Annotated in this window: 21 protein-coding genes and 1 riboswitch; of the genes, 12 read left to right on the plus strand and 9 right to left on the minus strand. The window is 41.8% G+C overall.

Features of this window, described 5'->3' with window-relative positions:
* Positions 1-8 precede the first annotated feature (8 nt).
* Positions 9-1,694 (plus strand): [FeFe] hydrogenase, group A, encoded by a 1,686-nt coding sequence (locus GT641_RS05760; protein ID WP_119963117.1) that lies wholly within the window; start codon positions 9-11, stop codon positions 1,692-1,694.
* An 84-nt stretch (positions 1,695-1,778) separates the two neighbouring features.
* Here the strand turns inward: GT641_RS05760 and GT641_RS05765 are convergent, their stop codons facing one another.
* Positions 1,779-2,351, minus strand: a complete 573-nt coding sequence (locus GT641_RS05765) for a biotin transporter BioY (RefSeq protein ID WP_192919806.1) — start codon at positions 2,349-2,351, stop codon at positions 1,779-1,781.
* Positions 2,352-2,666: 315 nt separating this feature from the next.
* On the opposite strand from GT641_RS05765, the gene GT641_RS05770 reads away from it, so the two are divergent.
* From GT641_RS05770 to metK, 5 genes are all read left to right on the plus strand, one after another.
* Positions 2,667-3,491: a nitrilase-related carbon-nitrogen hydrolase gene (locus GT641_RS05770; protein ID WP_161117032.1), complete on the plus strand. Its 825-nt coding sequence runs from the start codon at positions 2,667-2,669 to the stop codon at positions 3,489-3,491.
* 223 nt (positions 3,492-3,714) lie between these two features.
* Positions 3,715-3,837 carry a hypothetical protein gene (locus GT641_RS13300; protein ID WP_279282141.1) on the plus strand — a complete coding sequence of 41 codons (123 nt, stop codon included), beginning with the start codon at positions 3,715-3,717 and terminating at the stop codon, positions 3,835-3,837.
* A gap of 60 nt (positions 3,838-3,897) precedes the next feature.
* Positions 3,898-4,314 (plus strand): HIT family protein, encoded by a 417-nt coding sequence (locus tag GT641_RS05775; RefSeq protein WP_044944662.1) that lies wholly within the window; start codon positions 3,898-3,900, stop codon positions 4,312-4,314.
* A gap of 7 nt (positions 4,315-4,321) precedes the next feature.
* Positions 4,322-5,068, plus strand: a complete 747-nt coding sequence (locus GT641_RS05780; RefSeq protein WP_119963119.1) for a TraX family protein — start codon at positions 4,322-4,324, stop codon at positions 5,066-5,068.
* Positions 5,069-5,265: 197 nt separating this feature from the next.
* Positions 5,266-5,396: riboswitch (SAM riboswitch) on the plus strand.
* A 150-nt stretch (positions 5,397-5,546) separates the two neighbouring features.
* Positions 5,547-6,734 (plus strand): methionine adenosyltransferase, encoded by a 1,188-nt coding sequence (metK, locus tag GT641_RS05785; RefSeq protein WP_119963120.1) that lies wholly within the window; start codon positions 5,547-5,549, stop codon positions 6,732-6,734.
* A gap of 325 nt (positions 6,735-7,059) precedes the next feature.
* Here metK and GT641_RS05790 read toward each other — a convergent pair whose 3' ends face one another.
* From GT641_RS05790 to GT641_RS05815, 6 genes are all read right to left on the minus strand, one after another.
* On the minus strand, positions 7,060-9,426 hold the full coding sequence (locus GT641_RS05790; protein WP_161117033.1) for a cadherin-like beta sandwich domain-containing protein: 2,367 nt from the start codon (positions 9,424-9,426) through the stop codon (positions 7,060-7,062).
* Between the two features lie 33 nt (positions 9,427-9,459).
* Positions 9,460-11,535: a cadherin-like beta sandwich domain-containing protein gene (locus GT641_RS05795; RefSeq protein ID WP_161117034.1), complete on the minus strand. Its 2,076-nt coding sequence runs from the start codon at positions 11,533-11,535 to the stop codon at positions 9,460-9,462.
* A 177-nt stretch (positions 11,536-11,712) separates the two neighbouring features.
* The gene (locus GT641_RS05800) at positions 11,713-13,014 is read right to left on the minus strand and encodes a UDP-N-acetylglucosamine 1-carboxyvinyltransferase (protein ID WP_119963123.1); all 1,302 of its coding nucleotides are present in this window, start codon (positions 13,012-13,014) and stop codon (positions 11,713-11,715) included.
* Positions 13,015-13,151: 137 nt separating this feature from the next.
* Complete coding sequence (locus tag GT641_RS05805) at positions 13,152-13,565, minus strand: aspartate carbamoyltransferase regulatory subunit (RefSeq protein ID WP_008400467.1); 414 nt, start codon at positions 13,563-13,565, stop codon at positions 13,152-13,154.
* A 13-nt stretch (positions 13,566-13,578) separates the two neighbouring features.
* On the minus strand, positions 13,579-14,493 hold the full coding sequence (gene pyrB / locus GT641_RS05810; RefSeq protein WP_008400466.1) for an aspartate carbamoyltransferase: 915 nt from the start codon (positions 14,491-14,493) through the stop codon (positions 13,579-13,581).
* Between the two features lie 303 nt (positions 14,494-14,796).
* A complete protein-coding gene (locus GT641_RS05815; RefSeq protein ID WP_161117035.1) occupies positions 14,797-15,729 on the minus strand; it encodes an ornithine carbamoyltransferase in 933 nt (310 codons plus the stop codon).
* Positions 15,730-16,097: 368 nt separating this feature from the next.
* Between GT641_RS05815 and GT641_RS05820 the strand changes: the two genes are divergently transcribed.
* Together GT641_RS05820 and GT641_RS05825 are read left to right on the plus strand one after the other, a co-directional pair.
* Entirely contained in the window at positions 16,098-16,676 is a 579-nt protein-coding gene (locus tag GT641_RS05820) for a DUF4234 domain-containing protein (protein WP_117808556.1), read from the plus strand.
* A gap of 9 nt (positions 16,677-16,685) precedes the next feature.
* The gene (locus tag GT641_RS05825) at positions 16,686-17,063 is read left to right on the plus strand and encodes a DUF2752 domain-containing protein (RefSeq protein WP_161117036.1); all 378 of its coding nucleotides are present in this window, start codon (positions 16,686-16,688) and stop codon (positions 17,061-17,063) included.
* Positions 17,064-17,113: 50 nt separating this feature from the next.
* Here the strand turns inward: GT641_RS05825 and GT641_RS05830 are convergent, their stop codons facing one another.
* Positions 17,114-18,034 (minus strand): DMT family transporter, encoded by a 921-nt coding sequence (locus GT641_RS05830; protein ID WP_161117037.1) that lies wholly within the window; start codon positions 18,032-18,034, stop codon positions 17,114-17,116.
* A 311-nt stretch (positions 18,035-18,345) separates the two neighbouring features.
* Between GT641_RS05830 and metG the strand changes: the two genes are divergently transcribed.
* The 3 genes from metG to GT641_RS05845 all read left to right on the plus strand — a co-directional run bounded on the left by metG (position 18,346) and on the right by GT641_RS05845 (position 23,872).
* On the plus strand, positions 18,346-20,382 hold the full coding sequence (metG, locus tag GT641_RS05835; protein ID WP_008400458.1) for a methionine--tRNA ligase: 2,037 nt from the start codon (positions 18,346-18,348) through the stop codon (positions 20,380-20,382).
* Between the two features lie 558 nt (positions 20,383-20,940).
* Positions 20,941-22,758 (plus strand): glutamine--fructose-6-phosphate transaminase (isomerizing), encoded by a 1,818-nt coding sequence (glmS, locus tag GT641_RS05840; RefSeq protein ID WP_161117038.1) that lies wholly within the window; start codon positions 20,941-20,943, stop codon positions 22,756-22,758.
* A 43-nt stretch (positions 22,759-22,801) separates the two neighbouring features.
* Positions 22,802-23,872 carry a DUF6382 domain-containing protein gene (locus GT641_RS05845; protein ID WP_044944649.1) on the plus strand — a complete coding sequence of 357 codons (1,071 nt, stop codon included), beginning with the start codon at positions 22,802-22,804 and terminating at the stop codon, positions 23,870-23,872.
* A 400-nt stretch (positions 23,873-24,272) separates the two neighbouring features.
* Here the strand turns inward: GT641_RS05845 and GT641_RS05850 are convergent, their stop codons facing one another.
* Positions 24,273-24,968, minus strand: a complete 696-nt coding sequence (locus GT641_RS05850) for a hypothetical protein (protein ID WP_008400454.1) — start codon at positions 24,966-24,968, stop codon at positions 24,273-24,275.
* Positions 24,969-25,234: 266 nt separating this feature from the next.
* Here GT641_RS05850 and GT641_RS05855 point away from each other — a divergent pair, with 266 nt between their 5' ends.
* Positions 25,235-26,176, plus strand: coding sequence for a hypothetical protein (locus GT641_RS05855; RefSeq protein WP_008400452.1), 942 nt, complete (start codon positions 25,235-25,237; stop codon positions 26,174-26,176).
* Positions 26,177-26,218: the final 42 nt, after the last annotated feature.

The raw sequence follows: 26,218 nt of genomic DNA on the forward strand, positions 1-26,218 counted from the left end.
AGACGAACATGGATTATATTACGATCAATTCAATCAAAGTGCCGATCGAGGGCGAGAAGAATGTTCTGTCTCTGATCCGAAAGGCGGGGATCGATATCCCGACATTCTGTTATCATTCAGAATTATCCATCTATGGCGCATGTCGTATGTGCGTGGTAGAAGATGACAGAGGAAAAATATTTGCGGCATGCTCCGAGACACCGAGAGCGGGCATGGTGATCTATACGAATACAAAGAAAGTGCAGCAGTACAGAAAGCTTATTATCGAGCTGTTGTTATCCTCTCATTGCAGAGACTGTACGACCTGCCAGAAGAATGGCATGTGTGCGCTCCAGTCACTTGCCTATAAGGTTGGAGTGCATGCGGTTCGTTTCCTGAATAATAAAAAAGAAGAAAAGATCGATATGAGTTCGCCGTCTATCGTCCGGGATCCAAATAAATGTATCCTGTGCGGTGACTGTGTGCGTACCTGCGATGAGATTCAGGGACTTGGTGTTATCGATTTTGCATTCCGTGGTTCGAAAATGAAGGTACAGCCGGCATTTGACAAGCCGCTTGCAGAGACAGACTGTGTAGGATGCGGACAATGTGCAGTTGTCTGCCCGACCGCAGCGATCTCGATCCGTACCAATGTAACCGATATATGGGATGCAATCGAAGATCCGTCCATCCGGGTGGTCGCACAGATCGCACCGGCAGTCCGCGTGGCAGTTGGAGATAACTTCGGTATACCAAAGGGCGAGAACTGTTTTGGCAAGCTGGTATCAGCACTTCGTATCATGGGCTTTGACATGGTATTTGACACAAGCTTTGGCGCCGATCTTACGGTTATGGAGGAATCCAAAGAATTTGCGGCGCGTCTTGCGTCGGATGAGAAGCTGCCATTATTTACATCCTGTTGTCCGGGCTGGGTCAAATATTGTGAAGAAAAATATCCGGAATTTGCAGATAATCTGTCAACCTGCCGTTCTCCACAGGGAATGTTCTCGGCAGTGATCAAGGATTATTTTGCAGAGAAAGATAAAGAAGATGGCAAGAGAACGATGGTTGTATCGATCATGCCCTGTACAGCAAAGAAGGGAGAGATCCTCCGACCGGATAATTTCACGGATGGCAGACAGGATACCGATTATGTCATCACAACGACAGAGGTTGTGCGGATGATCAAGCAGATGGGACTGCAGTTTACCGAACTGGAAAATGAATCCGCAGATGCACCATTTTCCGTGGCTTCCGGTGCAGGCAAGATCTTCGGAACGACAGGTGGTGTAACGGAAGCGGTGCTCCGTCGTCTTGCGGAGGACAAATCCTATAACACGATCCGTGAGATCAGTTATACAGGTGTCCGGGGATTTGAAGGAACGAAGGAAGCAACGATCGATTTAGATGGCAGAGAAGTGAAGATCGCAGTTGTACATGGTCTTGCAAATGCAGGACGGCTGCTTGACCGTATCCGATCCGGCGAAGCAAGCTATGATTTCGTTGAAGTTATGGCGTGCAGACGAGGATGTATCATGGGTGGTGGTCAGCCATCCGGCGCAGGACCAAGAACCAGACGGAGCCGTATGGAAGGTATGTACAATGCAGATGCAAGTTCCAATGTCCGTTTTTCCGAGGAAAACCCGGCAGTCCGTCAGTTGTACGATCATTTCCTTGCCGGAAAAGAACATCGGCTGCTACATCGGAATCTGTAGAGTTATATTAATTAATACAAAAACGCAAATAAGCAGGAACTTTAAAAGTTTCCTGCTTATTTGCGTATAGTAATTATTGAAGAATTATTCGGTTACTTCTTTTGCTTCTGTATTTGCATTTGCTTCCGGCATAAGCTTTTTGAATAATGGAACAATCTGTGCAGCAATGATAGCTTTTACAAGATCAAGTGGAATAAATGCAACAAAGCCTGAAAGGAAAGCAACTTTCCAGGTTAAGTTTCCGTTGAATTTCCACCATAACATACCGATGATGTCGATAAGTGCTGCTGTTAAAATAGCAACGATCGTATAACGGATACGATTGTATTTCTTACCCTTTGCCAGACCTGCAAAGATAGTAACGATAATAAATGAGAATGTATATCCACCAAATACTCCTGTCAGATAACCGATACCGGAGCCGCCGCCGATAAATACCGGAACACCGACTGCACCGAGGATCATCCATAAGGCAACGATGATCGTTGAGTCGCGGACTTCAAATACCAGTGCAATGAGCATGATCATAAAGTTCAATAATGTAATGTGAGCTGCATTTGGGAGTGGAGTTGGGATGCTTAAATATGCAGATACGCATAAGATTGCTGCAAATACAGCCATCATTGTAATCTCCACGGTTGTGAATTTGTTTTTCATCTGTGTGTTCTCCTTGTTGATAAATAATATACATACAATGGGTGCCATTCCTCGATTGGATGAGGTTAAGGGGGATTGACAAAAATATGAAGCGGATAGCAGGGCTAAGCTATCCGCTTCCAGATAACAAATTGAATGTCAACTATTAAATGGCACCCACTGGATAACATTATAGATGGTATATTCTTAATTGTCAACCATAGAATGAACATTAAGGTTGACAATTGAAACGGGAGGCTTAAGGGTTGAAAAAAAGCAGATATAAATATACTATATAAGAATATAATAAAGAAAAACAGGTAGGAGGCAGCGGCTATGCTTAGAGTTGGTGTTACGGAACTGGATATTGGATTTGAGAATAGGGAAGAAGCAAAGAAACGCTGTCTTGAAGTTATGGAAGAAGCCTGTGCAAATGGAGTAGAGCTTCTGGTATTTCCGGAGATGACACTGACAGGATTTACGATGCGCCCATGGTTACATGGGGAAAGCGGGGATGCGGATAATATCCCTGACAGTGTTTCATTTTTTATGGAGAACAGCAAAAAATATAAGATGCCTATGGCATTTGGATATATTCGTGCAGTTATGGCCGATGGCAGCCTGGTGTATGATGAAATGAAAGAAAAGGCTTACGAGAACCGGCTGGTGCTTGTGGATGGAGAAAATATATTGCTTGATTATGCTAAGGTTCATCCATTTTCATATAGCGGTGAGGATAAGGCATATCGGGCAGGAGAAAAGCTTGTACAGGCACAGGTAAAGGATATCCGGATAGGCGGATATATCTGCTATGATCTTCGTTTCCCGGAGATTTTCTCTGCAATGCGAGACCGGTATGAGGCTGTCATGGTAATCGCAAACTGGCCGGAAACAAGGGCGGAACAATGGGAAACACTTTTAAAAGCAAGGGCGATCGAGAATCAGGCATATGTGATCGCTGTCAACCGGGTCGGAGATGGAGACGGGCTTCACTATATTCCGGGCTCTCATGTATATGACTGGCTTGGACGGGATATATCGGTTCGGGTTAGTGAGAAGCTACGTGTTGCAGATATTGATTCCGGGGGAGTCAGACTGGCAAGAACAGAATTTCCACAGGCAAATGACAGAAAGAATACATTTTATAAGACGCTTTATTGATGAAATGTGCTTACAGTCAGTCGGATCGGCATGAAAAATACATGATATGCTTCATTTTTATTCGACAGGCTGTAAGCATATTTTATTTTTGAATAAATATAAATTAAAAATAATAAGATGATATCATATAATAAATATGGATAATATATTGTCTATTACAACAAAAATGTAGAATAAAAAGATAAAATATTATCTATATAAATAATTTACGGGGTAAAGAGACATGAAACCTTTTGTATGGGAGACACCGGATGAATTAGCAGAGGCGTGTCGCAGAATCATGAATACAGAATATTCGGATAAATTAGATGAATTATATGGGCTTGGAGGAACCCAAACCACATAAAGCTTGTAAAATCTCACATAATGGAGTAAAATGGAAAAAGCAATTAAGGAGGAAACTTTTATGGGTAAGGACGATTGCATTTTTTGCAAGATTGCAAATGGTGAGATACCATCAGCAACAGTTTATGAAGACAGCATATGTAGAGTAATACTTGATGTAAATCCTGCAAATAAAGGTCATGCTTTAATTATACCAAAAGAACATTATGATGATATATATAGCATGGACGCGGATACTGCTTCAAAGATCTTTACGATTGCGACAGAGGTTGCCAAGGCTCAGAAAGCGGAATTAAATCCTGACGGACTGAACATTATTCAGAACAATGGCGCTGCTGCAGGACAGACAGTATTCCATTTTCACATGCATCTTGTACCGCGATTCATTAAGGATACGGTTACAGTTACATGGGTTCCGGGTCAGTCAGACAATGAGGAACTGGATCAGTTGTCAAAGGCACTTCGTAAGAGAATTTAAGGAAAACATGGATAAAAGGGCAGAGACAGGGATAACTTCAAATCAGTTAAAGCTTCTGGCATGTATTTTTATGTTGTGCGATCATGTAGGATTTGTTCTAATGAATAATAACTGGATAATGCGGGCTGTAGGACGGCTCGCATTTCCTATATTTGCATTCCTGCTGGTAGAAGGATACAGACATACGTCGGATATCAGAAAATATTTTATCCGGCTTTTTTTGTTTGCCTTGATTTCGGAAGTCCCTTTTGATCTGGTAACAACCGGTCGTCTGTTTGACATGCAAAAGCAGAATATCTTCTTTACGCTTGCAGCAGGGCTGATCGTGCTTTATCTCGGAAAGGTAGCAAAATGGAATCAGATGGGAGCAGTCATCGGAATTGTTGTCATTATGGTAGTTGCAGAAGCGCTGCATTTTGATTATGGAATTGCTGGCATCCTTCTGATCGTATTAATGTATTATTCGACCCAAGATGGCACAGCGGAACATGCATTCAGAAATGCCGGCCTTGTGACGGGACATTATCCATTTAGCAGGAAACTGCGTCAGAACATGGGATTTGCGATCGTATCGGCGGTGTTGTATTTCCTGTTTTACGGAATAAGACAGCTCTATGCTGTTTTGGCGATCCTACCGATCAGTCTGTATAACGGAGAGTATGGTCGAAAGAATAAAGTTCTAAAATATGCATTCTATGTGTTCTATCCGGCACATTTGCTCATTTTATATCTGCTTGGCAGGGTGATTTTATAGTATAACTTTTTTAAGATGAAATATTATTTTATTCTGAAAATGCTAAAAATTAAAAAACAGTGCTGTGATCTATGTAAAATTATTGATTTTTTGTCGCAAAATATAAATTTCCTATTGACTTATGAAGATTTATCAGTTACAGTATAGCTGTTTCTGAACTGCGTTGCAGTTCGAATACAAGTAAATATTTATAAATGCTCTTATTCAGAATGGTGGAGTCATAAGGGACTGTGAAGCCATGGCAACCCCGGAACAGGTGAAAGAAATACCTGTATGGAAGGTGCCTTCCTGAGCGAGTCTGTAATATGCAGACGTCGAACAATGAGAGGTTTGATTTTATCAATCCGCTCAGAGCGGATTTTTCTTTTGCCTAAAATTAGGTAGAGACGTCCTGTCTGAAAAAAAGAAAAATCAGAAAGCCATGTGAACGAATACGCATGGCTATAGCTATAGACAGTATTTATACAAGGAGGAAATGATGGAAAAATTATTATTCACATCAGAATCAGTAACAGAAGGTCATCCGGATAAAATCTGTGACCAGATTTCAGATGCGGTATTGGATGCGTTGATGGAACAGGATCCAATGAGCCGTGTGGCTTGCGAGACATCTATTACAACAGGTCTTGTACTTGTAATGGGTGAGATTACAACAAAAGCATATGTAGATATTCAGAAGATCGTTCGTGAGACGATCCGTGAGATTGGATACGACAGAGCAAAATATGGATTTGACTGCGATACCTGCGGTGTTATCACAGCAATTGACGAACAGTCAGCAGATATCGCAATGGGTGTTGATAAGGCGTTAGAAGCAAAAGAGCATCTGATGAGCGATGATGATATCGAAGCGATCGGTGCAGGAGATCAGGGTATGATGTTCGGATTTGCAACAAATGAGACCCCGGAATATATGCCATATCCGATTGCACTTGCACATAAGCTTGCAAGAAAGCTGACAGAAGTAAGAAAGAACGGAACACTTTCATATCTTAGACCGGATGGTAAGACTCAGGTAACAGTAGAGTACGATGAGAATGGAAAAGCAAAGAGGCTCGATGCAGTAGTTCTTTCAACTCAGCATGGCGAGGAAGTATCACAGGAACAGATTCACGAAGATATCAAGAAGTATGTATTTGATCCGGTTCTTCCTGCTGATATGGTAGATGAAGATACTAAGTTCTTTATTAATCCGACCGGAAGATTCGTTATCGGCGGACCGAATGGTGACAGTGGACTTACAGGACGTAAGATCATCGTAGATACTTATGGCGGATATGCCCGTCACGGCGGCGGTGCTTTCTCAGGAAAGGATTGCACAAAGGTTGACCGTTCAGCAGCATATGCAGCAAGATATGTAGCAAAGAACATTGTAGCAGCAGGACTTGCAGATAAATGTGAGATCCAGTTGTCTTATGCGATCGGTGTTGCCAGACCTACATCTATCATGGTAGATACATTTGGAACAGGAAAGGTATCCGATGAGAAGCTGGTTGAGATCATTCGTGAGCATTTCGATCTTCGCCCGGCCGGTATCATCAAGATGCTTGACCTCAGAAGACCAATCTACAAGCAGACAGCAGCATACGGACACTTTGGAAGAACTGACCTCGACCTTCCGTGGGAGAAGCTCGACAAAGTTGATATGTTAAAGGCATATTTATAAAAGGTATAGATAAAAAGCCTGTCGGAAGTTTGCAGCTCTTGAATAAGGTTTATAATCACGTTTGCCTGCCCTTGTTTCATTCAATTTTATATGCACATGTCTCTGCCGCGATAAAAACTTTTGCGGCGACGACATGGCACAAAATTGAATGAAACGCAGTCGGCGGCACTATGGATTATGAAACCTTATTCAGAAGCTACAAACTCTTGACAGGCTTTTTTATATTTGCATGAAATAATTGTACATAATGGATATTATTAATATAACAATTAATAGGCAAACGTGATTAGGAACCTTAATAAAGAATAACAATTCTGGTCAGGTCTTATTTTTCCTTTTTATCCTCCGGTGCGTTCTGCTTGATCGGCTTGAACTGTAAGGAACCGGCATTCTTCTTAGGATCTTCATGGTTGATGATCGCTTCGGCCATGTTGAATACCTCTGACAGGTCTGCGGTATTCATAGATGAATACTGAGCAGCTTTCTTCACGATCTCTTCTGCCGGTGTTAATTCCTGTTCCTTCTTTGCACCAGCACTTAATCTGGTAGATGTAATGTTTTCTGCCTTGGTAGCAGGTTCTGCTTTTAATTCCGTCATTCCATCATGAGTAGCAGCGGCTGTTTCTTTTACAGAAGCATTTGCATCCGGTTCAGGCTGTTCTGCCTCAGTGGTATCTGTAGCAACCGCTTCCTCTGTTGTAGCCTGTAAATCGGTCGTATCTGCTTCAGCAGGTTCTGTTTTGGTCTTAATCTCAGGGATCGAAGATGCCTCAATAGAATTCTTGTCAGAAGACTCGTTTAAGACAAGCTGTTCGGAATCTTCGGAGCTGTCTGAATCCGCAGTATCGTCTATAGTGTCTGCCTTAGCAGAGTCATCCACAATTTCTGAGTTGTCTGCAACGTCGGTAACACTACTGTTTTCTGATGTCTCAGAATCAACATTTGCATCATCGGCATCATCTGTGGTATCTGCCTCAATATTATCGTCGGTATCATCTGTGGCATCTGACTCAACACTATCGCCGGCATCATCTGTGGCATTTGCCTCAACACTATCACCGGCGTTATCAATAGTATTTGCATGAATATCTTCGTTGGCATTAGATTCGACATTATCGCCGGCGTCGTCTATAGCGTCAGTATCAATATCTTCATCGGTCATTTTATCAGGATCGTTCGGATCATCCGGCTCATCGTCTTCAGGCAGACCCTTTCGGATCACACGTACAAGCATGCATGCAAGGATGATGATAAGGAAGAACATAACTACAACGACAATGATGCAGATTGTCAGAACCTTATCCTTATGCTGGTCGAAGAATGAACCGTCTGATGCAGCTTCTTCCTGATTTTCCGTTACAGGATCTGCATTATATCGGACAAATGTTTTCTCAACTGTATCGTATCTGTACCAGCTTGGGTCAGAATCCGGACTCATAGCATATACCAAGATAACTTCATCATTTTCTGTTACATGGTAAGCAGTAACGGTGTTTCCACCAAAATCATAAGAGAATGAGCTGTAACCTTCCGGCTTGCTTACGTTGTCAGATGGTTCCAGAATAATAAAATTCTTATATGCAGACTGCACATTGATCAACGGAACTGCTGTTTTTGCATTCAGATCAATGATGTACCATGCTCCGTTTTTTCCATCTTTATCCGTCAGATATGCACATTTGATCTGACCATTAGGAGAAGTATATAAGATTACATCGGTGCCATCAAATTTTTCTTTTGACTGGGCAAACCCTTCAGGGACACTGATCTTGCTATAATCCTGAGAGAAATAATAATCGGTTCCGTTTACATTGATAACAGCCCGTGTATCAACGATTTCCTCAACATTTACCGTAAGATCATAAATGTGGGTGTCGCCTGTCTCGGCGGTAACTTTTATCGTAACATGTGCCTGCTTGCCCGGTTCGAAGTTCTCGTTTCCGTCAATAGATACAGATGATTTGGAATCTTCCGGTAAGGCATTGATGGCAAGACTTGTTGTTTCACCCGGAACAGTTGTCTCATATGAATATACATCCTTTGAAAATTCCGGCTTTAATTCGCCCGGTGTGATTTGAAGGGATGAAAGGAAACAATTATCGGACATTTCTTCGGTTGTCTCCTCGGAAGTTTCTTCGGTGCTTTCTGTAGATTCTCCGCTTTCGGTACTTCCGGCTTCGGTGGAACCCTGTTCTTGTGTAGTTGCAGCCTGAGTGGTGGAATCTCCACCGTTGTTGCCGCTACCTGCTGCTGTTACAGTGATCGTAGCACCGGCATTTGAGACAGAGCAGCTTTCCTCACCCCAGGTATATACGTCTGAGCTTCCTGTACCTACATAGGAAGAGCCGCTTGCGATAGCAGAAAATGTAAAGCTGTTAGAAGCAGATTTGATATTTCCGTCACCGTATCCGGCACAGGAAATTGTACCGCCTCCGCCATATCCGTCACCGGAAGTGTATTCCAGAACGGAAGAATCATAGGACAAGCAATAGCTGTATGCACCCAGTGCTTCGGAGCAGCTTACTGATACGGTTACTGTTACCGAACCTCCCTTTGATACACTTGAAGATGAAAGGGAAATGGAGAACTGGGTAGAAGCGGCCTGCGCTTTTATCGCGTTTCCATACACAAAACAGCTGAGAGCCATGATCAGAACCAGAATCATCGCTGTACATTTTTTTAGCTTATTCATAGTAATATCTCCTATCATAACCTTGTAAAAGGCTTATTTTTGTGAAATCTTGGCAGCACCCATCAGGAATTTCTGAACCTTTAACAGATCCAGTGCAGAGAGACCACCGCTTCGTTTGATATTGGCTGCCTGCAGGAATGCACCCTTTAATGAGGAGGCGCCGATGATATGTTTTTGAATCTTTAACAGATCCAGTGCATTGATCACACCATCACCTGTTACATCACCAAAGATAATAACATTATAAGTGCTTGTATTACCGGATACTGTGATCTTTACAATGTCACCTGTTCCGATCTTACCGGATGTCTTTTCCTTACCGGAAGCATTTGTAATGCTTATCGTTCCGTTTGTGCATCCTAGAGTTGACAGGAAAGAGGAGACAGTAGTTGATGGAGCTACTCCGCTGATTGTTTCGCCGGAGATGATGTAGTCTCCGTCAAATTCAGGATCAGATCCTCCGTTTCCGGTTGACTTACCGCGGACTATAGTTATGGTATAAGTTCGTTTTGCACCACTTTGTGCTGTAACTGTAACTTTAGCTGTATTTGTTCCCTTTGACAGGGAGATCTTTCCGGTTCCGGATACAGAAGCATGGCTGTTTACCGGGGTGGCGGAGATCTTAACCGAGGTTGTGTTCTCAGATACGATCAGGGAATATTTCTTTGTTGAGTTGATGGCAAAAGTCGGTGTCAGTGAATAATTATCGATCGTAAGAGACTTCAGATAATTATTTGGATTGCCGCTGTCTGCCGGTTTCCCCGTGTTTGTGTCCGGCATATCGGTATAGACCGGAATGCTGAAAGTGATCGCATCATTTAAGGTACCGGAGCCTGCGTAGGCATTAAATACTTTCGATGCTTCTGATGATACAGCCTGTACATTTGACATATATTGATGAGAGAACAGGTTGGATGTATTTGTAACGTTAAATTTTTGTGTATACAAAGTATTCTGTTTTTTCAAAATGTAGTTGTTGCCGATATACTGTGCGCCACCATAAATGGACTTGTAGACATTGTTCCATGGTCTTCCGTAGGAACCGCTGGTCGCTGCCCAGCGCAGAGCATTTGTTACAGCATTACCGCTGGCACTGTCATAGCCACCGATATTATAGAAGTTATAGATGCCCGGATATTTAGCGTGTTTTCCGTTAGTAACCGAGCTCAGGGATGAACCTACCTCTTGTTTGATACGGGACGCAATATGATATGGGCTGACACCGACTGCCTGCCCGGCTTTGATGATTAACTCGGAATATGTATAACTGTATCCGGATGGTTTGGACTTGTACATAAATGTACCGGAAAGAATCGATTCTACGCCGGATTTGGTCTGGGTATCTTCATATGAAAGATTTTCAAATGCAAATACAAAGCGCTCGTATAAGTAAGTTCGTGGATCCAGATAATAAGTGACAAAATCATTTGAAGCAGCAAACCAGTTCGAGCCATCGTAAGAGGACCATTTGTCCGTCTTGATGTTATATCCGACTGTGGTAGAACGCCAGTTATAATGAGGGGCTCCGCTGGTTCCCTGAACCAGATTTTTAATCTGGCCTGCTTTGTTGATCTCATTGTCGATAACCGTGTTCCAGTCTAATCCGGTCTGTATAGCTTTGAATGTCCAGTTTGGATGGAGGGCATGCAGATCACGAAGCTGTGGTTTATAGCTTTCCGGGAAGCCCTGTTTGGTCAGATATGCTTCAAAGTCGGAATCGGAACCGCCGGCACTTGCTGTTGTAGCTTCGGTATCCGATGAATCTTCTTTTTTCCCGAGGGTGATAAATGATGAAGATACATATCCGGTATAAGTTGTTCCGTTATATACCAGAGTAACCTTATACCAGGAACCGTTAGAGGTGTCAACGACGTTTAATGCCTGCCCCCCATTTAACATAATGTTACTTCCGTTTTCCTGAACAGGATTTCCGCCGGGGGATTCTCTGAAGTAGACATTTGTACGTCCCTCGGAGATATATCCTTCCTTTCCGGCAGCATCGGCCATGCCGTTGTTTATAAATAAGCAGATCAGGAGACTGAAAATAAGTGCTGTAAGCAGAAACATACAGGTGTATCCCGATCCGGTATAAGACTTTTTATTTGTCATGTGTATTCTCCTTCAGGGTTCAAAACATAAAAAGAACGCGAAAACGCTCTTGAAAAACAGTTTACCATAATCTGAAAAAAACAAAACCCTTTTTTCTCAAAAAACTATGAAAAATCGTAAAAAAAAATGGATTCTGCATATAAGCAAAATCCATTTTTGGGTATATCAGTAATCGGATTATCCGATTTTTAACTTGAACTTTTGAATGTCCTTTTCGGTATCTACTTTTTCAATCTTTGCGCCAAGACACTGAAGTTTTTCGTCGAATTTCTCATATCCGCGCTGGATATACTTGATATCGGATACAACTGAAAAATCATCGGCTACCAATGCGGCAATCACAAGGGCAGCGCCGGCTCGGAGATCAGGAGCGGCAACATTCGCTCCGGTGAAGGATTCGACACCATCGATAATAGCGGTGTTGCCTTCCACACGGATATGAGCGCCCATTCTTGTAAGTTCCGCAACATATTTGAAACGATTTTCAAATATACTTTCGGTTACGATGCTTGTTCCGTTTGAAAGAGCCAGTGTAACAGCCATCTGTGGTTGCATATCAGTCGGAAATCCGGGATATGGAAGTGTCTTGATATTAGTAGACTTCAAACGTTTATCTGACATGACTCTTACAGAATCATCATATTCAATAACGTGAGCACCGATCTCGTTCAACTTGGAGGTGATAGCTTCCAGATGCTTTGGAATGACATTCTTGATCAGAACATTTCCTTTTGTTGCAGCAGCAGCTACCATAAATGTACCGGCTTCAATCTGATCCGGAATGATGGAATAAGTAGTACCATGAAGTTCTTTAACACCACGGATACGGATGACATCAGTTCCTGCACCTTTGATATTTGCGCCCATACTGTTTAAGAAGTTGGCAACATCGACAATATGTGGTTCTTTTGCTGCGTTTTCAATGGTGGTTTTACCTTCAGCGAGAACTGCAGCCATCATAATATTGATCGTTGCACCAACGGATGCAACATCCATATAAATATGGCTTCCAATCAGTTCTTCGGCATAAGTGGAGATAGTTCCATTTGTAATATCAACCTGTGCACCAAGTGCTTCAAATCCTTTTATATGAAGATTGATCGGTCTGGCTCCGATATCGCAGCCGCCGGGTAATGCTACCTGAGAGCGCTTATATTTTCCAAGCAGTGCTCCTAACAGATAATAAGAAGCACGGATTTTACGAATAAATTCATCATCTACACATAAATCGCTGTTCGGATTAATGGAGGCTCCGCAGATAGAAACCGTGTGCTCATCTATGTAACGGACTTTTGCGCCGATACCTTCGATCGCCTGCAGGAGAACCCGTGTATCTCGGACATTTGGTACATTTTCTATTATAACTTCCTGGTCGGTCATAACAGCAGCAGCAAGAATACCGAGTGCCGCATTTTTTGCACCTGCAATTGTTACCTCTCCTTCAAGAGGCTGACCGCCTTTGATCACATATTGTTCCATACTAATTGCACCTCTAAATATTAATCAGCATATTTAAAAAGTCTGGTTATCGTGCCGGTGAGTTTTTTCGATGCTTTACCGCACAGATAACTTCTAGATTATAGCATATTTTTGCAAAAAGTAAATAGTAAGTAAAATTATTTATCTGCTTCGCAGTAAATACAACGATAAATCCTGTGTGCTCTGTCGGTAAGCTTGAATATGTGCTGGATACCCTGTTCCGTTGAGGTAATACAACGTGGATTGGTACATTTCTTGATGCCTACCAGACGTTCCGGAAGTTCGATATTTTTCTTTTCTACCAGTTTTCCGTCGCGGATAATATTAACCGAGATATCCGGATCGATATAACCAAGGACATCAAGGTTGATGTCGATATCCTGATCTATTTTTAAGATATCCTTTTTACCCATTTTCTGGCTTTTGACATTTTTAATAATGGCTACGGAGCAGTCCAGCTTGTCGAGATGCAGGTCATTATAGATCTGGAGTGCCTTGCCTGCGGCAATGTGATCAAGTACGATACCGTTTTGAATACTGTCTATGTTCATCTGTTTGTACCTCCTATGCTAAACCAAGCAGTGTGGCAATTAATGCCATACGGACATATTTACCATTTAATACCTGACGGAAATAACATGCTCTTGGATCGTCATCTACTTCAACAGCAATCTCATTTACTCGTGGCAGCGGATGGAGGACACACATATCCGGACGGGCAAGTGCCATCTTGCTGTTATCCAGTATGTAAGTATCCTTTAATCGGATGTAATCTGCTTCGTTGAAGAAACGTTCTTTCTGTACTCTTGTCATATAGAGGATATCCAGTTCTCCGATCACATCCTCCATAGAAGAAACTTCCTTATAAGGTATATTATTCTTCTCGATCACTTCTGTGCGGATATAATCAGGAATTTTTAATTCATCCGGTGAAATAAGCACAAAACTGATATTTTCATAACGGGACATTGCTTTGATCAGAGAATGAACGGTACGTCCAAACATCAGATCTCCGCAGAAGCCGATCACAAGGTTGTCCAGTCTTCCTTTTTCACGTTTGATCGTTAAAAGATCAGCCAGTGTCTGTGTTGGGTGGTTATGTCCACCGTCACCTGCATTAATGATCGGTACATCGGATTTCATGGATGCAAGCATCGGAGCACCTTCCTTGAAATGGCGCATAGCTATGATATCTGCATAACAGCTTACAACCTTTACCGTATCACCAACGCTTTCACCCTTAGATGAGGATGATGAACTGGCAGAAGAAAAACCAAGTACATTACCGCCTAATTCCATCATGGCAGCTTCAAAACTTAAACGAGTTCTTGTACTTGGTTCAAAAAATAAAGTAGCGAGCTTCTTTCCTTTGCATAACTCACTGTATTTTTCCTTATGATCAATAATATCCTGAGCAAGATTCAAAATGTGATCAAGCTCTTCCATACTTAAATCCATTGGATCTATAAGATGCTTCATGGTAGCCTCCTTACAAATTTGCTATCCACGATTATAGCACCTGCCTGAATGGCATGCAACCGATTTTTCCGGTAAGACCATGGAATGTAGATAACCGCCTGGAGCATACATGTTATTTCGTAAGACACTTTCGTTCTATCCTCGGTGTAACGGCACATAAGATAGCAAAATACGCTGTCTAAGTGCCGACACGAGTAACTGAGACCTTAGCGAGGCTTTGCCGAGGTTAGTTCGAAGTTACACAGAGTGGATAGGCTTACTACATAACAGTATGCCACAGGCGGTTATTTATATTCCATGGTTTTATGAATTTAAGAGTGTGTACATTACGGCCTTTTCGGCATGACGGCGGTTTTCGGCCTCGTCAAGGATATGGTCGAGGTTCTTGTCTACGACATCCTGAGAGATCTCGAAGCCGACATGCATTGGCATATCGTGGAATACGATCGCTTTGCTGTCTTTTGTGAAGTCGCCGTTTAACTGGTAAGGCATCATTTTTGCAAGGGTTTCTTCCTTCTGCTTCTGGTAAGCAGGATTGTTAAAGAATTCCATATCTACCCATGTATCCGTGTAGAGGACATCCATCTTATTAGCATATTCTTTTGCTTCTTCCATAGACATAGAAGGATCGAGTTCGATGTAATGACCGCTTTTCTTTGCTTCTTCATAGAAATCAGGGCCGCAGGCTGTCTCATTTACAAGTGGGGTCAGTCCGTATAAAGTACCTTTCTTCATCTTGGAGAAGAATTCAACATGGGAGTTAAATACATTGTTCTTTGCGCCGATGTACATCAGATTGACATCCAGCGTTCCGAACTTCTCAAGAATAGTGAGGGCATCTGCAAGGATCTGGCAAGGATGGTAGGAATTGTCGCAGCCGTTGATAAACGGAACAGTTGCATTCTTGCCAAATAATTCAACGGTTTCATTCTTGATCAGACGTGCCATGATGATATCAACATTACGGCAGACATATTTGATCTCGGAAACAGGTTCACCAAGTACAAAGTTGGAATTCTTCCATAACTGGTTGTAGTAGGTACCACCTAGTTCAGTAATGCCGGTTGCAAATGAAAGGAAGGTTCTGGTTGATGTCTTTTCAAATAAAGTATAAAGTTTCTTACCTTTTAATGATTTGCTGTACTTCTCCGGATTCTTCTTCATATCCAGAGCAAGGTTCAGGATATCCATCAGCTCATCTGCTGTGAATTCCTTGAAGTTTAACATGTTTTTCATATCTGACACCTCTTTAAAATAAATAGTATGTATCCGTCACTGCTTCGCATATATGCATAAATTATACAGAAAAAATGATATAAATCTGTATATCATAAAATGAAAAAGCAGGGCATATTTATAATATTATTAATGAAATAATAACAGAAAAACAAATTGTACCACGATATGTATTTTTTTTCAATTTTTTTGTATTTATTTTGCAAACATACAGGGCGATAACAGATAGATACTGGTACATTATGCATAAATATAGCAGAATAAGCAATATTTTGGTACAGACTTCATTGACAGTAGTTTATAAATATTTTATACTTTTTATTATATGAAATCAGAGATGCGGAAGGAGCATCGGCAAGGAGGAAAGTATGAAACAAAGAAGTATTGGTATGTGTATCTTATTGACGATCGTTACCTGTGGTATTTATGGACTTTACTGGTTTGTATGTATTACAGACGATACAAATGAGATGTCGGGTGAGAATGAACTGGCAGGTGGCGGAATGGCACTGCTGCTTACACTTGTTACCTGTGGTATTTATGGATGGTACTGGGCTTACAAGATGGGTGAAAAGGTCGATATCATTAAGAGCAGAGGCGGTATGCCATCCAGCAACAGCGGTATCCTGTTTGTAGTTCTTCAGTTATTTGGACTTGGAATTATCGACTACGCACTGGCACAGGATGCGATTAATAAGTACAGCGGCACGAACGGATATGGCCAGCCATATAATGGTGGATATCAGAACCAGCAGTATAACGGCTATAATCAGAACCAGCAGTACGGCGGTTACAACCAGAATCAGCAGCCATATAACGGCGGATACAACCAGAATCAGCAGTATGGTGGCTATGATCAGAGCCAACAGTATGGTGGTTACAACCAGAGCGGCAATAATCCATACAGCAATGGAAATGATAATAACAACCCATATAACGGACAGTAAGAAACATATATGGAAGAAAAGAAAAATCGTGTCCGAAAGATTATATATCGGGATAGCATTATTCTTTTAGCAGGAATCCTGTATGCGGTATTTGTCAGACTGACCGGTCTGGCAGTACCCTGCATATTCCGGACACTGACCGGATGGCAGTGCCCCGGTTGTGGGATAACCAGAGCATGCCTGTCTTTATTAAAAGGAGAGATACGGACATCCTTTTCCTATAATCCGTTTTTGTACATTGCAGGACCATGTATCATATATCTGATAGTCAGGGGAGATTTGAACTATATAAAAAGAGATACATATCGGCTTGGTACAGTGGATACGGTTCTGATCTATATACTGATCGTAGCAGCGCTGATATTCGGCGTTGTGAGAAATCTATAAAAATAAAATGCCATATATCATCAGGCGAATTTGATGATATATGGCATTTTTTACTTGGCTTTTTCTTTATTTGCAAGGATAATGCCTACGCAGACAAGAACAAGTGCGACCAGACAGCGGATATTTAAGGCAGATGTTTCATGCAGAAGCAGAGCTGATAACAGTACGCCAAAGATCGGATTCGAGAAACCAAAGACGGCAATTCTTGATACCGGATTGTGTGCTAACAGCAGACTCCATAAGGTATAGGCGCAGGCCGAGATGAACGCCATATAGAGCAGAAGTAGGACAGCAGGAGCAGAGCCTCCCGCGATATGTCCGCCTCCGGTCAGACCGCAGAGGATCATCACGAAGCCGCCGACAAAGAATTGCCAGCCACTGAGCAGAACAGGATTCTCCTTATCGGAAAAATATTTGATGATAACTGAAGAGAAAGCATAAGCCACTGTTGATAACAGGATGAAGCCTTCTCCGGAGAGAGAGAAATGCGCGTCTACACCATTTCCCAGATTGATGATAACAACTCCGATAAATCCGATCAGACATCCAAGCATCTTTTTGGATGTAACCTTTTCCATTTTGAATAACAGACCCGATACAAGGATCGCCAGAAAGACGTTTGCCGCTTCAATGATCGCTGCCTTGCTTCCGGTCGTATTTGCCAGACCGACGTAAAAGAAGACATATTGCAGGATAGTCTGGAACAATGACAGGATAAAGATACGTTTGATCGTTGCCCCGCTATGTGGGATCAAAGGCTTTTTATATATGAAGCTGCAGATAAGGATAACCATAAGTCCGGCGAGCAGAAAACGGATGCCGGCGAACAGGATCTGGGATGCGGTATCATTTCCGCCAACCGCAAACATACGGTAGCCTATCTTGATGCAGGGAAATGCACTTCCCCATAAGGCACAGCAGATGAGCGCAAATGTGATAACAACAGGTGTTTTCGTTAAAAAAATTCTCATGACAGAATAACCTCAATAATAAAAGTATAATTTTAAACAGTAACAGATGACGGCAGATCCGCAGATGTGTCGTGCGGTATTACATGATCGCACTGTTCGGACATACTATAGCACAAAAGAAATCCGAAAAAAAAGACATAATTTTATTTAGAGATGAAGGTTGAAAAAACTGTATAAAAACAAATGGAATATGTTGACAATTTGCACAAAAAAGGCATATAATTTTTGTTATCTGGCCACATAAGATTGCCAGAAAAAATAGCGCAGACATTTCATTCGTGTTTGTAGTTTTATCAAGGAGGGTTTTTGAAATGGCAAAAAAACCGTATTATATTACAACCGCCATTGCATATGCATCAGGTAAACCTCATATAGGCAACACCTACGAGATCGTGTTGGCTGACAGCATTGCAAGGTACAAGAGATTCGCAGGATATGATGTAAGATTCCAGACCGGAACCGATGAGCATGGTCAGAAGATCGAGAACAAGGCTTTTGAGAACATGCAGACTCCAAAGGAATTCGTTGACGAGATTTCAGGCGAGATTAAGGATATCTGGGATCTGATGAACACATCTTACGACAAATTTATCAGAACAACAGATGCAGATCATGAGAGACAGGTTCAGAAGATTTTTAGGAAGCTGTACGATCAGGGTGACATATATAAGGGAGAATATGTAGGAAAATACTGTACTCCATGTGAATCTTTCTTTACAGATTCACAGCTTGTAGACGGCAAATGCCCGGACTGCGGAAGACCGGTACAGGAAGCAAAAGAGGAAGCATATTTCTTCAAACTCAGCAAATATCAGGACAGACTGATGAAGCACATTGAGCAGAATCCTGATTTTATTCAGCCGGAGTCCAGAAAGAACGAGATGATCAACAACTTCATCAAGCCGGGACTTCAGGATCTGTGTGTATCCAGAACATCCTTCAAGTGGGGCATCCCGGTTGATTTCGATGACAAGCATGTAATCTATGTATGGATCGATGCATTATCAAACTATATCACAGGTCTTGGATATGATGTAGACGGTAATAATGATGAATTATATAAGAAATACTGGCCGGCTGACTTACACCTGATCGGAAAGGATATCTTAAGATTCCATACGATCTACTGGCCGATCATGCTGATGGCACTTGGAGTACCGCTTCCAAAGCAGATCTTCGGACATCCATGGCTGATCCAGAATGACGGTAAGATGAGTAAGTCCAAGGGAAATGTAATGTATGCGGATGATATGGTCCGTCTGTTTGGTGTGGATGCAGTCCGTTTCTTCGTTCTGCATGAGATGCCATTTGAGAATGACGGAATCATTTCATGGGAGTTGGTTGTAGAAAGAATCAATTCCGAGCTTGCAAATACACTCGGAAATCTGGTAAATCGTACGATCTCCATGTCAAATAAATATTTTGGCGGCGTAGTTACGAATACCGGAGTAACAGAAGAAGTAGATGAAGATCTGAAGAATGTCGTATTAAACTGCCGTATCAAGGTCGCAGAATGCATGGATAAGTTAAAGGTTGCAGATGCGATCTCAGAGATTTTCACCTTATTCAAGAGATGCAACAAATATATCGATGAGACGATGCCTTGGGCACTTGCAAAAGATGAAACAAAGCAGGATCGTCTGAATACCGTATTATATAATCTGGTTGAGAGCATCGTGATCGGTGCGTCCCTTCTGGAGCCATATATGCCGGATACCTCTGTTAAGATCCTGAACCAGTTAAATGCTGCAAAGAGAAAGGTAACAGAGCTTGGAAGATTCGGACTTTACCCATCCGGAAACAAGGTAACAGAAACTCCTGAGATCCTGTTCGCAAGACTGGACGTAAAGGAAGTTATGGCAGAAGTTGCCAAGTTTGCACCTCCGGTAGAAGAAACTATCTACGAGAAAGCAAAGAAGCAGAAGGAAGAAAAAGAGAATTCCGAAGAAAAGAAGAAAATGAAACAGGCAGAAGCTAAGGTCGCTGCTTTGAATGCAGATCCTTCTGTATTAAATAAACAGCAGATCACCATTGAAGAATTCGAGAAAATGCAGCTGATGATCGGAGAGATCATTGCCTGCGAAGAAGTTCAGAATTCCAGAAAACTGTTATGCTCACAGGTAAAATTCGGCGAGAACAATGTAAAACAGATCGTTTCGGGAATCAAAGGCTTCTATACACCGGAGGAAATGGTTGGAAAGCGTGTTGTTGCGATCGTGAATCTGAAGCCATGTAAGCTTGCCGGAGTTGTATCGGAAGGTATGCTTTTATGTGCGGAAGATGCAGAAGGTAACCTGTCTCTGCTTACAACGGAGAAGGGCTTGCCGGGTGGTTCATTTATCAGCTAGTTTATAAAAGAAAGTCATAACGGATCGCAGATGATATAGTAGAAGACCAGCAGAATTTTCTGTTCCGCTTAGAGTAAAGCGAATGGAACAAAAAAACGCTGTTCTGCGGTATATCGGCTGTGATCCGGTATGTGCTGCATAAAAAAATAAATCACAGGCTTACAGGTATGAAGTCGTTGATTTATTGGTAGGTCTATGATAGAATTTTAATGTCTGCTTATACAAGGAGACAGCAGATTTGGAAAGATTTAGAAATCTTAGCGCCATGTCCCTTTTATCCGGGCATCGAAGGGCTGACAGACGCGGTGTAAACGTGTTTGGTCGGTACAGCCTGTTGAGAAGGGTAACGAGGATAGAGGTTATCGAAAATTCGGCGGATGCCTCTACGTAGAGTCCGGATGCGCACATGTATGTCAAATATGGGAGAGATCTCAAAACAAAACAGCATGACCGGATAATTGAATGATGCATTATAAGATAAGACTGTCACGTTAAGAACGTGATACAGTTACTTAAAGAACAAACTGCATCATATGCCGAAAGGAGTTAATTGAATATATGTGTGGAATCATAGGTTTTACAGGAAGAAAGCCGGCGAAGGACATCCTGATCGATGGACTGGAACGGCTGGAGTACCGAGGCTATGATAGTGCGGGTATTGCACTTTTGAATGATGATGACACTTTGACGATCAGAAAAAAGGCAGGAAGGGTAAGCGAACTCAGAGAGTTATGCAAAGACGGAGAATATTCTTCAACCTGCGGTATCGGACACACGAGATGGGCAACACATGGTGGTGTTACAGATGCAAATGCGCATCCACATAGATGTGGAAATGTTGCATTGATCCATAACGGTATCATTGAGAATTACAGTGATATTATAAGAGAGTATGGTTTAGCAGATAAGCTTGTATCAGAGACCGACTCAGAAGTTGTGGCAGCCTTACTTGATACGTTGTATGAGGGTGATCCGATTACGGCGATTCGGAAAGCTGTAAAGATAATTGCAGGATCGTTTGCATTATGTATCATGTTTGCAGACAGACCCGGAATTATATACGCGGTGAGAAATGTCAGCCCGATGGTTGCGGCTCACAGTGAAGAAGGATCTATCATTGCATCCGATCTGACAGCCATTATTTCATTCTCAAAGGATTATTTTGTTGTGCCGGAATATCATATTCTGACAATGACAGAGGGTGGAATCAAGGTTGAGGACTTAAAGGGCAATGAAGTAAGACCACAGATGCTTGAGATTACATGGGATATCACAGCGGCTCAGAAAGGCGGATTTCCGCATTTCATGTTAAAGGAGATCTATGAGCAGCCGGAATCTCTGAGAAATACGATCACACCAAGAATTGTAAATTCACTTCCTGATTTTACAGAGGACGGAATTGATGATGAGGTGTTCAGAAATTGCGAAAACATTACAGTGATCGCATGCGGAACAGCGATGCATGCAGGAATTGTTGGCAAGGCAATGATCGAATCGGAGCTTCGTATACCGGTAAATGTTGAGATCGCATCGGAATTTCGATATAAAGAACCACTGATCAATGAGAAGACACTGGTTATCGTTACTTCCCAGTCTGGCGAGACGATCGACACTCTGGAGGCGATGCGGTTGGCAAAACGATGTGGTTCAAAGGTTATTTCAATTGTAAATGTAAAGGGTTCTACAATTGCAAGAGAAAGTGATTATGTGTTATACACACATGCCGGACCGGAGATTGCGGTAGCAAGCACAAAGGCATATTCGGTTCAGATGGCAGCAATGTATTTAATCGGTTGCAGACTTGGACTTGTAAAAGGTATTTATTCAGAAGATCGGGCAAAGGAATTTATCGGTAAATTGCTTGGAACAATTCCGGTGATCGAAGAAACCCTGCTTCAGGCAGATGAGGTCAAGACTGTCGCTAATTATATAAAAATGGCTCCGGATGCATTTTTTATCGGAAGGGGCATGGATTATACTCTTTCACTGGAGGGGGCTCTGAAGTTGAAGGAGATATCCTATGTTCATGCGGAGGCTTATGCGGCGGGTGAGTTAAAACATGGTACGATTGCTCTGATCACAGAGAATGTACCGGTTATCGCATTAGCGACTCAGCCGGCTGTTTACGAGAAGATGGTTTCAAATATAAGGGAAGTAAAAGCCAGGGGAGCATATGTTATTCTAATTAGTATGGGTGATGAAGTTACTGATACCCAGATATGTGATAAGCATATAAGAATACCTAAGCAGGATAGTTTATTTACTGTATTTGCAGCGGCTGTTATTTTGCAGTTGATCGCATATTACACATCGGATGCGAAAGGGTTGGATGTAGATAAACCACGTAATCTTGCCAAGTCTGTTACGGTAGAGTAAAGGGGACTTGAGTGGCTGGAGAATAATTGCGGAGGGTGTTATTATGAGCACAGAGAAGACCTATTTGTGCGACGAGTACAAATTATATTTTAAAATTGAAGATGATGTCCAGATCCTTCATAATGAAGTCGAGCTGTACAATACATCATTTGTAGGAAACAACAGCTTTTGTCATGAAGAGTATATTGATGGACAGAGAGCACTTACATATTCGATTCCGGCCATGATTACGATGAATCAGTTTATCACCAAGAAGATTCACAGAGATGAACTGGTAGATATCATGTTCAGTATAACAGACCAGCTGATGTATCTGAAGGCGAATGATATGCCACTGGGAAAGGTTATCCTGAATATTGGATATATGTATTTGAATCTGGAGGATATGAGTGTACAGCTTGTATTCCTTCCGATTGATAAACCGATGGAAAAATGCAATATGGAGAAGTTCGTCAGAGATCTGATCAACAAACTTGATTTTGCAAATAAAAAAGCATCAGACTGTGGATATGAACTGATCAAGTTTTTTGATCACAATCCATCATTTTATCTGTCAGAATTCTATAAGTTTATCACAGATATGAAGAATGATAATAATGTTCATCCGGAAGATGAACAGCATTTCATTGTAAGACCGCAGATGGCAGAAGCTGTAGAGGAAAATACAGAAGCTCCGTTGCAGACAACTGTTGTATCAACTCCAAGCTTTAAGCTGGCGAAGGAAGTAAAAGATTATTCCGGAAGTGATATCGGATTCGATGATGATGAATCTGATGCAACATCAACGACAGTTCTTACAAATGCAACAAAGGGCAAACCGGGACCTGTGATCGTTAGAACCAGAACCGGTGAGCGTATCAAGATAGACAAGCCGATCTTCTGTATCGGTAAGTCGGCACAGGGTGTTGATTATCAGGTGACAGACAACAATTCCGTCAGCCGTCGTCATGCATATATCATCAACGTCAATGGCGTTTATTATCTGCGTGATAACAAATCAACCAACCACACCTACCTCGGCGGAAAGATCATCAACAGCGGCACAGACATGATGCTGATCGATGGCAGCAAATTTAAACTTGCAAACGAGGAATTCACATTCCGCGAGAAATAAACAAAATAAAAGTATCGCTTTATGATATCGAACAAATAAATGCTGGATATGATCATTTAAACAAAAGGGGCTTCGTCTTGTTTCTGACAGACGAAGCCTTTTCATATAACTATTCTGTAAGTATTTTTATCAGTAGGCAGAAAGACAACAGTGTGTAGTATGTTTAGATAGAAAAAAGAACAATATCTTTCATGTAGCAGACTTTTTTACTCTGTATAACTTCGAACTAACCTCGGTGAGCCTCGCTAAGGTCTCAGTTACGAACGTCGGTCCTTAACGAACCACCATTAGGTGGGAGTTTAGTACCGCTACGTGAGAAATAGAACGAGAGTGTTCTGCGTAGTGAAAGGGTATTGTTCTTTTTTTAAGATAAAAATTGGTGCTGTTGTCGTTCACTCGTTTATTCTTCGGAAGTGTCGGTTTCCGTAGCGTCGGCGGTTTCGGTGGCGACCATCGCCTGATCAATCTCCGTGAGGCTGTCGGATGCGATACTATAGTATTCGCCATCATCGTTGATAAGTGCTTTTACGACAACGGCATCTTTATATTCAGGATTCTCTGCATGAGAAGTGAGGATGGAGGCGATTCCGTTTGCAAACTTCTTATCGTATTCCTCTTTCTTAACATCGTTATATACGCCATTATTGACATCCTTGTTGAAATCCTCTATATATGACATGATCTCATCGTAGGATTGGTCTAAGACTGCGATCGGATAAATAGTTACATCCACATAATAATCGCCATTTTCTTTATAACTTTCAGAGACTTCATATTTTGCATTACTATAGATCGTAGTTGCAAGAGTCGTGAAAGTCTGGGTAACCTCGACAGACTTATTTGTATTCAGGTTGTAGTGCGAGATCAGCTGATTTGCCAGATTTGACAGACATTCCTGATACATAGCGAGTGCGTCGGTTTCATTTCCTTTGTTTTCTTTTATATAGTTGGTGTAATCACCTTTGTAATTGACATCGAGAAGATTTTTCACATACGACTGGTATGCAGTAGCTTTCTTCTGACCACAGCCGGTAAGTGAGATAAGACCGATCACGATCATAAGAATGGCTGTCAGATAGTTTCTTGTACGTTTCATGTTGATAAAAATTCCTCCTAACAGTTCGATTTGTATTTTCTTCGTTCAATATAGCACAAAATATGTGCTTTGTAACTAAATTAAGAAAAAATAATTGTGCAAAACAATAAGGGTGTGTTATAATCATTTCAATTGGTGTTTACAGAAAATGAGCATTTGCGCCGGAAAGCATGAGTATCACACACACATAGAAAGGGATGCCGGTAACAGATCCTGTTAAGACATCGGGCGCAGCTTAAATAATAGATTATTTTGGAGGGATTATCGTGGCAAAAGAGAACAAAGATAATTTTGATGAAACAGAAGTAAAGGCAGAGTCTACATTTAAGACTGTAACATTTGGTGGATATGATAAGAATTCGGTTGATTATTATATTGAGGAGTTAAAGGCTGACCATGAGAAGGAAGTTAATGAGTTAAAAGCAAATGTAAATAAGCTCAGCGAAGCTGTATTAAGCCTTAAGACTATGAGAGAAGTAAACCTGACAGAGTCGAATAAGACGATCGAAGGACTTAAGACTAAGAATTCCGAATATGAAAGCGAGATCGAATCCCTGAAAGAGCAGGTAAATGCTTATAAGCAGAAAGAATTCGAATCAGCAGGAAGATATGAGTCTATTTCAAGAACACTCTTAGAGGCAAGAGAGAGTGCGGATGCATTGATCGCCCAGACAAATAAAGAGTGTGAAGCTCAGCATGCAGAGATGACTGCAAAATGCGAAGCAATGGAGAAAGAGACAACAGATCGTTGCAATGCACTTGAAACAGAGACAAATGAAAAGTGCAAGCAGATGTATGATGAGACAGAAGCAACCTGTGCAAGTCTGAAGGAACAGGCTTACAGCGACAGTGAACGTACAAGAAATAAAGCACATGAAGCTGCCGAAGCATTAAGTGCAAAGACAGATTATGAGTGCAGAACTCAGAAAGAAAATGCACAGAAGGAAGCTGAAGCTATCACGAATAAAGCAACCGGCGAAGCATATGTACTCAGAAAGAATGTAAAGAAAGAGTGCGATGCAGTCAGCAAGTATATGGGTGAGTTGCTTGCAGCCTTAGATGGTGTCGTAGACGCATGTTGTGTAACAAAGGATATTGCGGATAAGGCGTTTACAGGTCTAAAGAGTGAAGCAACATCGATGGTATCATCAGACGATGAGAAAGAAGAAACAGCTGCCGGCAGTGAAGACAGCAAGACAGAGGAATAATTTTAACAGCGATATTTAAAATACATGAAACTTTTCTATGGC

Source organism: Clostridium sp. BIOML-A1 (assembly GCF_009874105.1).
GTDB lineage: Bacteria > Bacillota > Clostridia > Lachnospirales > Lachnospiraceae > Coprococcus.

What these genes read in the sequence shown, in the direction of transcription:
- GT641_RS05760 (WP_119963117.1), top strand. Translation starts at nt 9, where the DNA reads ATGGATTATATTACGATCAATTCAATCAAAGTGCCGATCGAGGGCGAG.
- GT641_RS05765 (WP_192919806.1), bottom strand. Translation starts at nt 2,351, where the DNA reads ATGAAAAACAAATTCACAACCGTGGAGATTACAATGATGGCTGTATTT.
- GT641_RS05770 (WP_161117032.1), top strand. Translation starts at nt 2,667, where the DNA reads ATGCTTAGAGTTGGTGTTACGGAACTGGATATTGGATTTGAGAATAGG.
- GT641_RS13300 (WP_279282141.1), top strand. Translation starts at nt 3,715, where the DNA reads ATGAAACCTTTTGTATGGGAGACACCGGATGAATTAGCAGAGGCGTGT.
- GT641_RS05775 (WP_044944662.1), top strand. Translation starts at nt 3,898, where the DNA reads ATGGGTAAGGACGATTGCATTTTTTGCAAGATTGCAAATGGTGAGATA.
- GT641_RS05780 (WP_119963119.1), top strand. Translation starts at nt 4,322, where the DNA reads ATGGATAAAAGGGCAGAGACAGGGATAACTTCAAATCAGTTAAAGCTT.
- metK (WP_119963120.1), top strand. Translation starts at nt 5,547, where the DNA reads ATGGAAAAATTATTATTCACATCAGAATCAGTAACAGAAGGTCATCCG.
- GT641_RS05790 (WP_161117033.1), bottom strand. Translation starts at nt 9,426, where the DNA reads ATGAATAAGCTAAAAAAATGTACAGCGATGATTCTGGTTCTGATCATG.
- GT641_RS05795 (WP_161117034.1), bottom strand. Translation starts at nt 11,535, where the DNA reads ATGACAAATAAAAAGTCTTATACCGGATCGGGATACACCTGTATGTTT.
- GT641_RS05800 (WP_119963123.1), bottom strand. Translation starts at nt 13,014, where the DNA reads ATGGAACAATATGTGATCAAAGGCGGTCAGCCTCTTGAAGGAGAGGTA.
- GT641_RS05805 (WP_008400467.1), bottom strand. Translation starts at nt 13,565, where the DNA reads ATGAACATAGACAGTATTCAAAACGGTATCGTACTTGATCACATTGCC.
- pyrB (WP_008400466.1), bottom strand. Translation starts at nt 14,493, where the DNA reads ATGAAGCATCTTATAGATCCAATGGATTTAAGTATGGAAGAGCTTGAT.
- GT641_RS05815 (WP_161117035.1), bottom strand. Translation starts at nt 15,729, where the DNA reads ATGAAAAACATGTTAAACTTCAAGGAATTCACAGCAGATGAGCTGATG.
- GT641_RS05820 (WP_117808556.1), top strand. Translation starts at nt 16,098, where the DNA reads ATGAAACAAAGAAGTATTGGTATGTGTATCTTATTGACGATCGTTACC.
- GT641_RS05825 (WP_161117036.1), top strand. Translation starts at nt 16,686, where the DNA reads ATGGAAGAAAAGAAAAATCGTGTCCGAAAGATTATATATCGGGATAGC.
- GT641_RS05830 (WP_161117037.1), bottom strand. Translation starts at nt 18,034, where the DNA reads ATGAGAATTTTTTTAACGAAAACACCTGTTGTTATCACATTTGCGCTC.
- metG (WP_008400458.1), top strand. Translation starts at nt 18,346, where the DNA reads ATGGCAAAAAAACCGTATTATATTACAACCGCCATTGCATATGCATCA.
- glmS (WP_161117038.1), top strand. Translation starts at nt 20,941, where the DNA reads ATGTGTGGAATCATAGGTTTTACAGGAAGAAAGCCGGCGAAGGACATC.
- GT641_RS05845 (WP_044944649.1), top strand. Translation starts at nt 22,802, where the DNA reads ATGAGCACAGAGAAGACCTATTTGTGCGACGAGTACAAATTATATTTT.
- GT641_RS05850 (WP_008400454.1), bottom strand. Translation starts at nt 24,968, where the DNA reads ATGAAACGTACAAGAAACTATCTGACAGCCATTCTTATGATCGTGATC.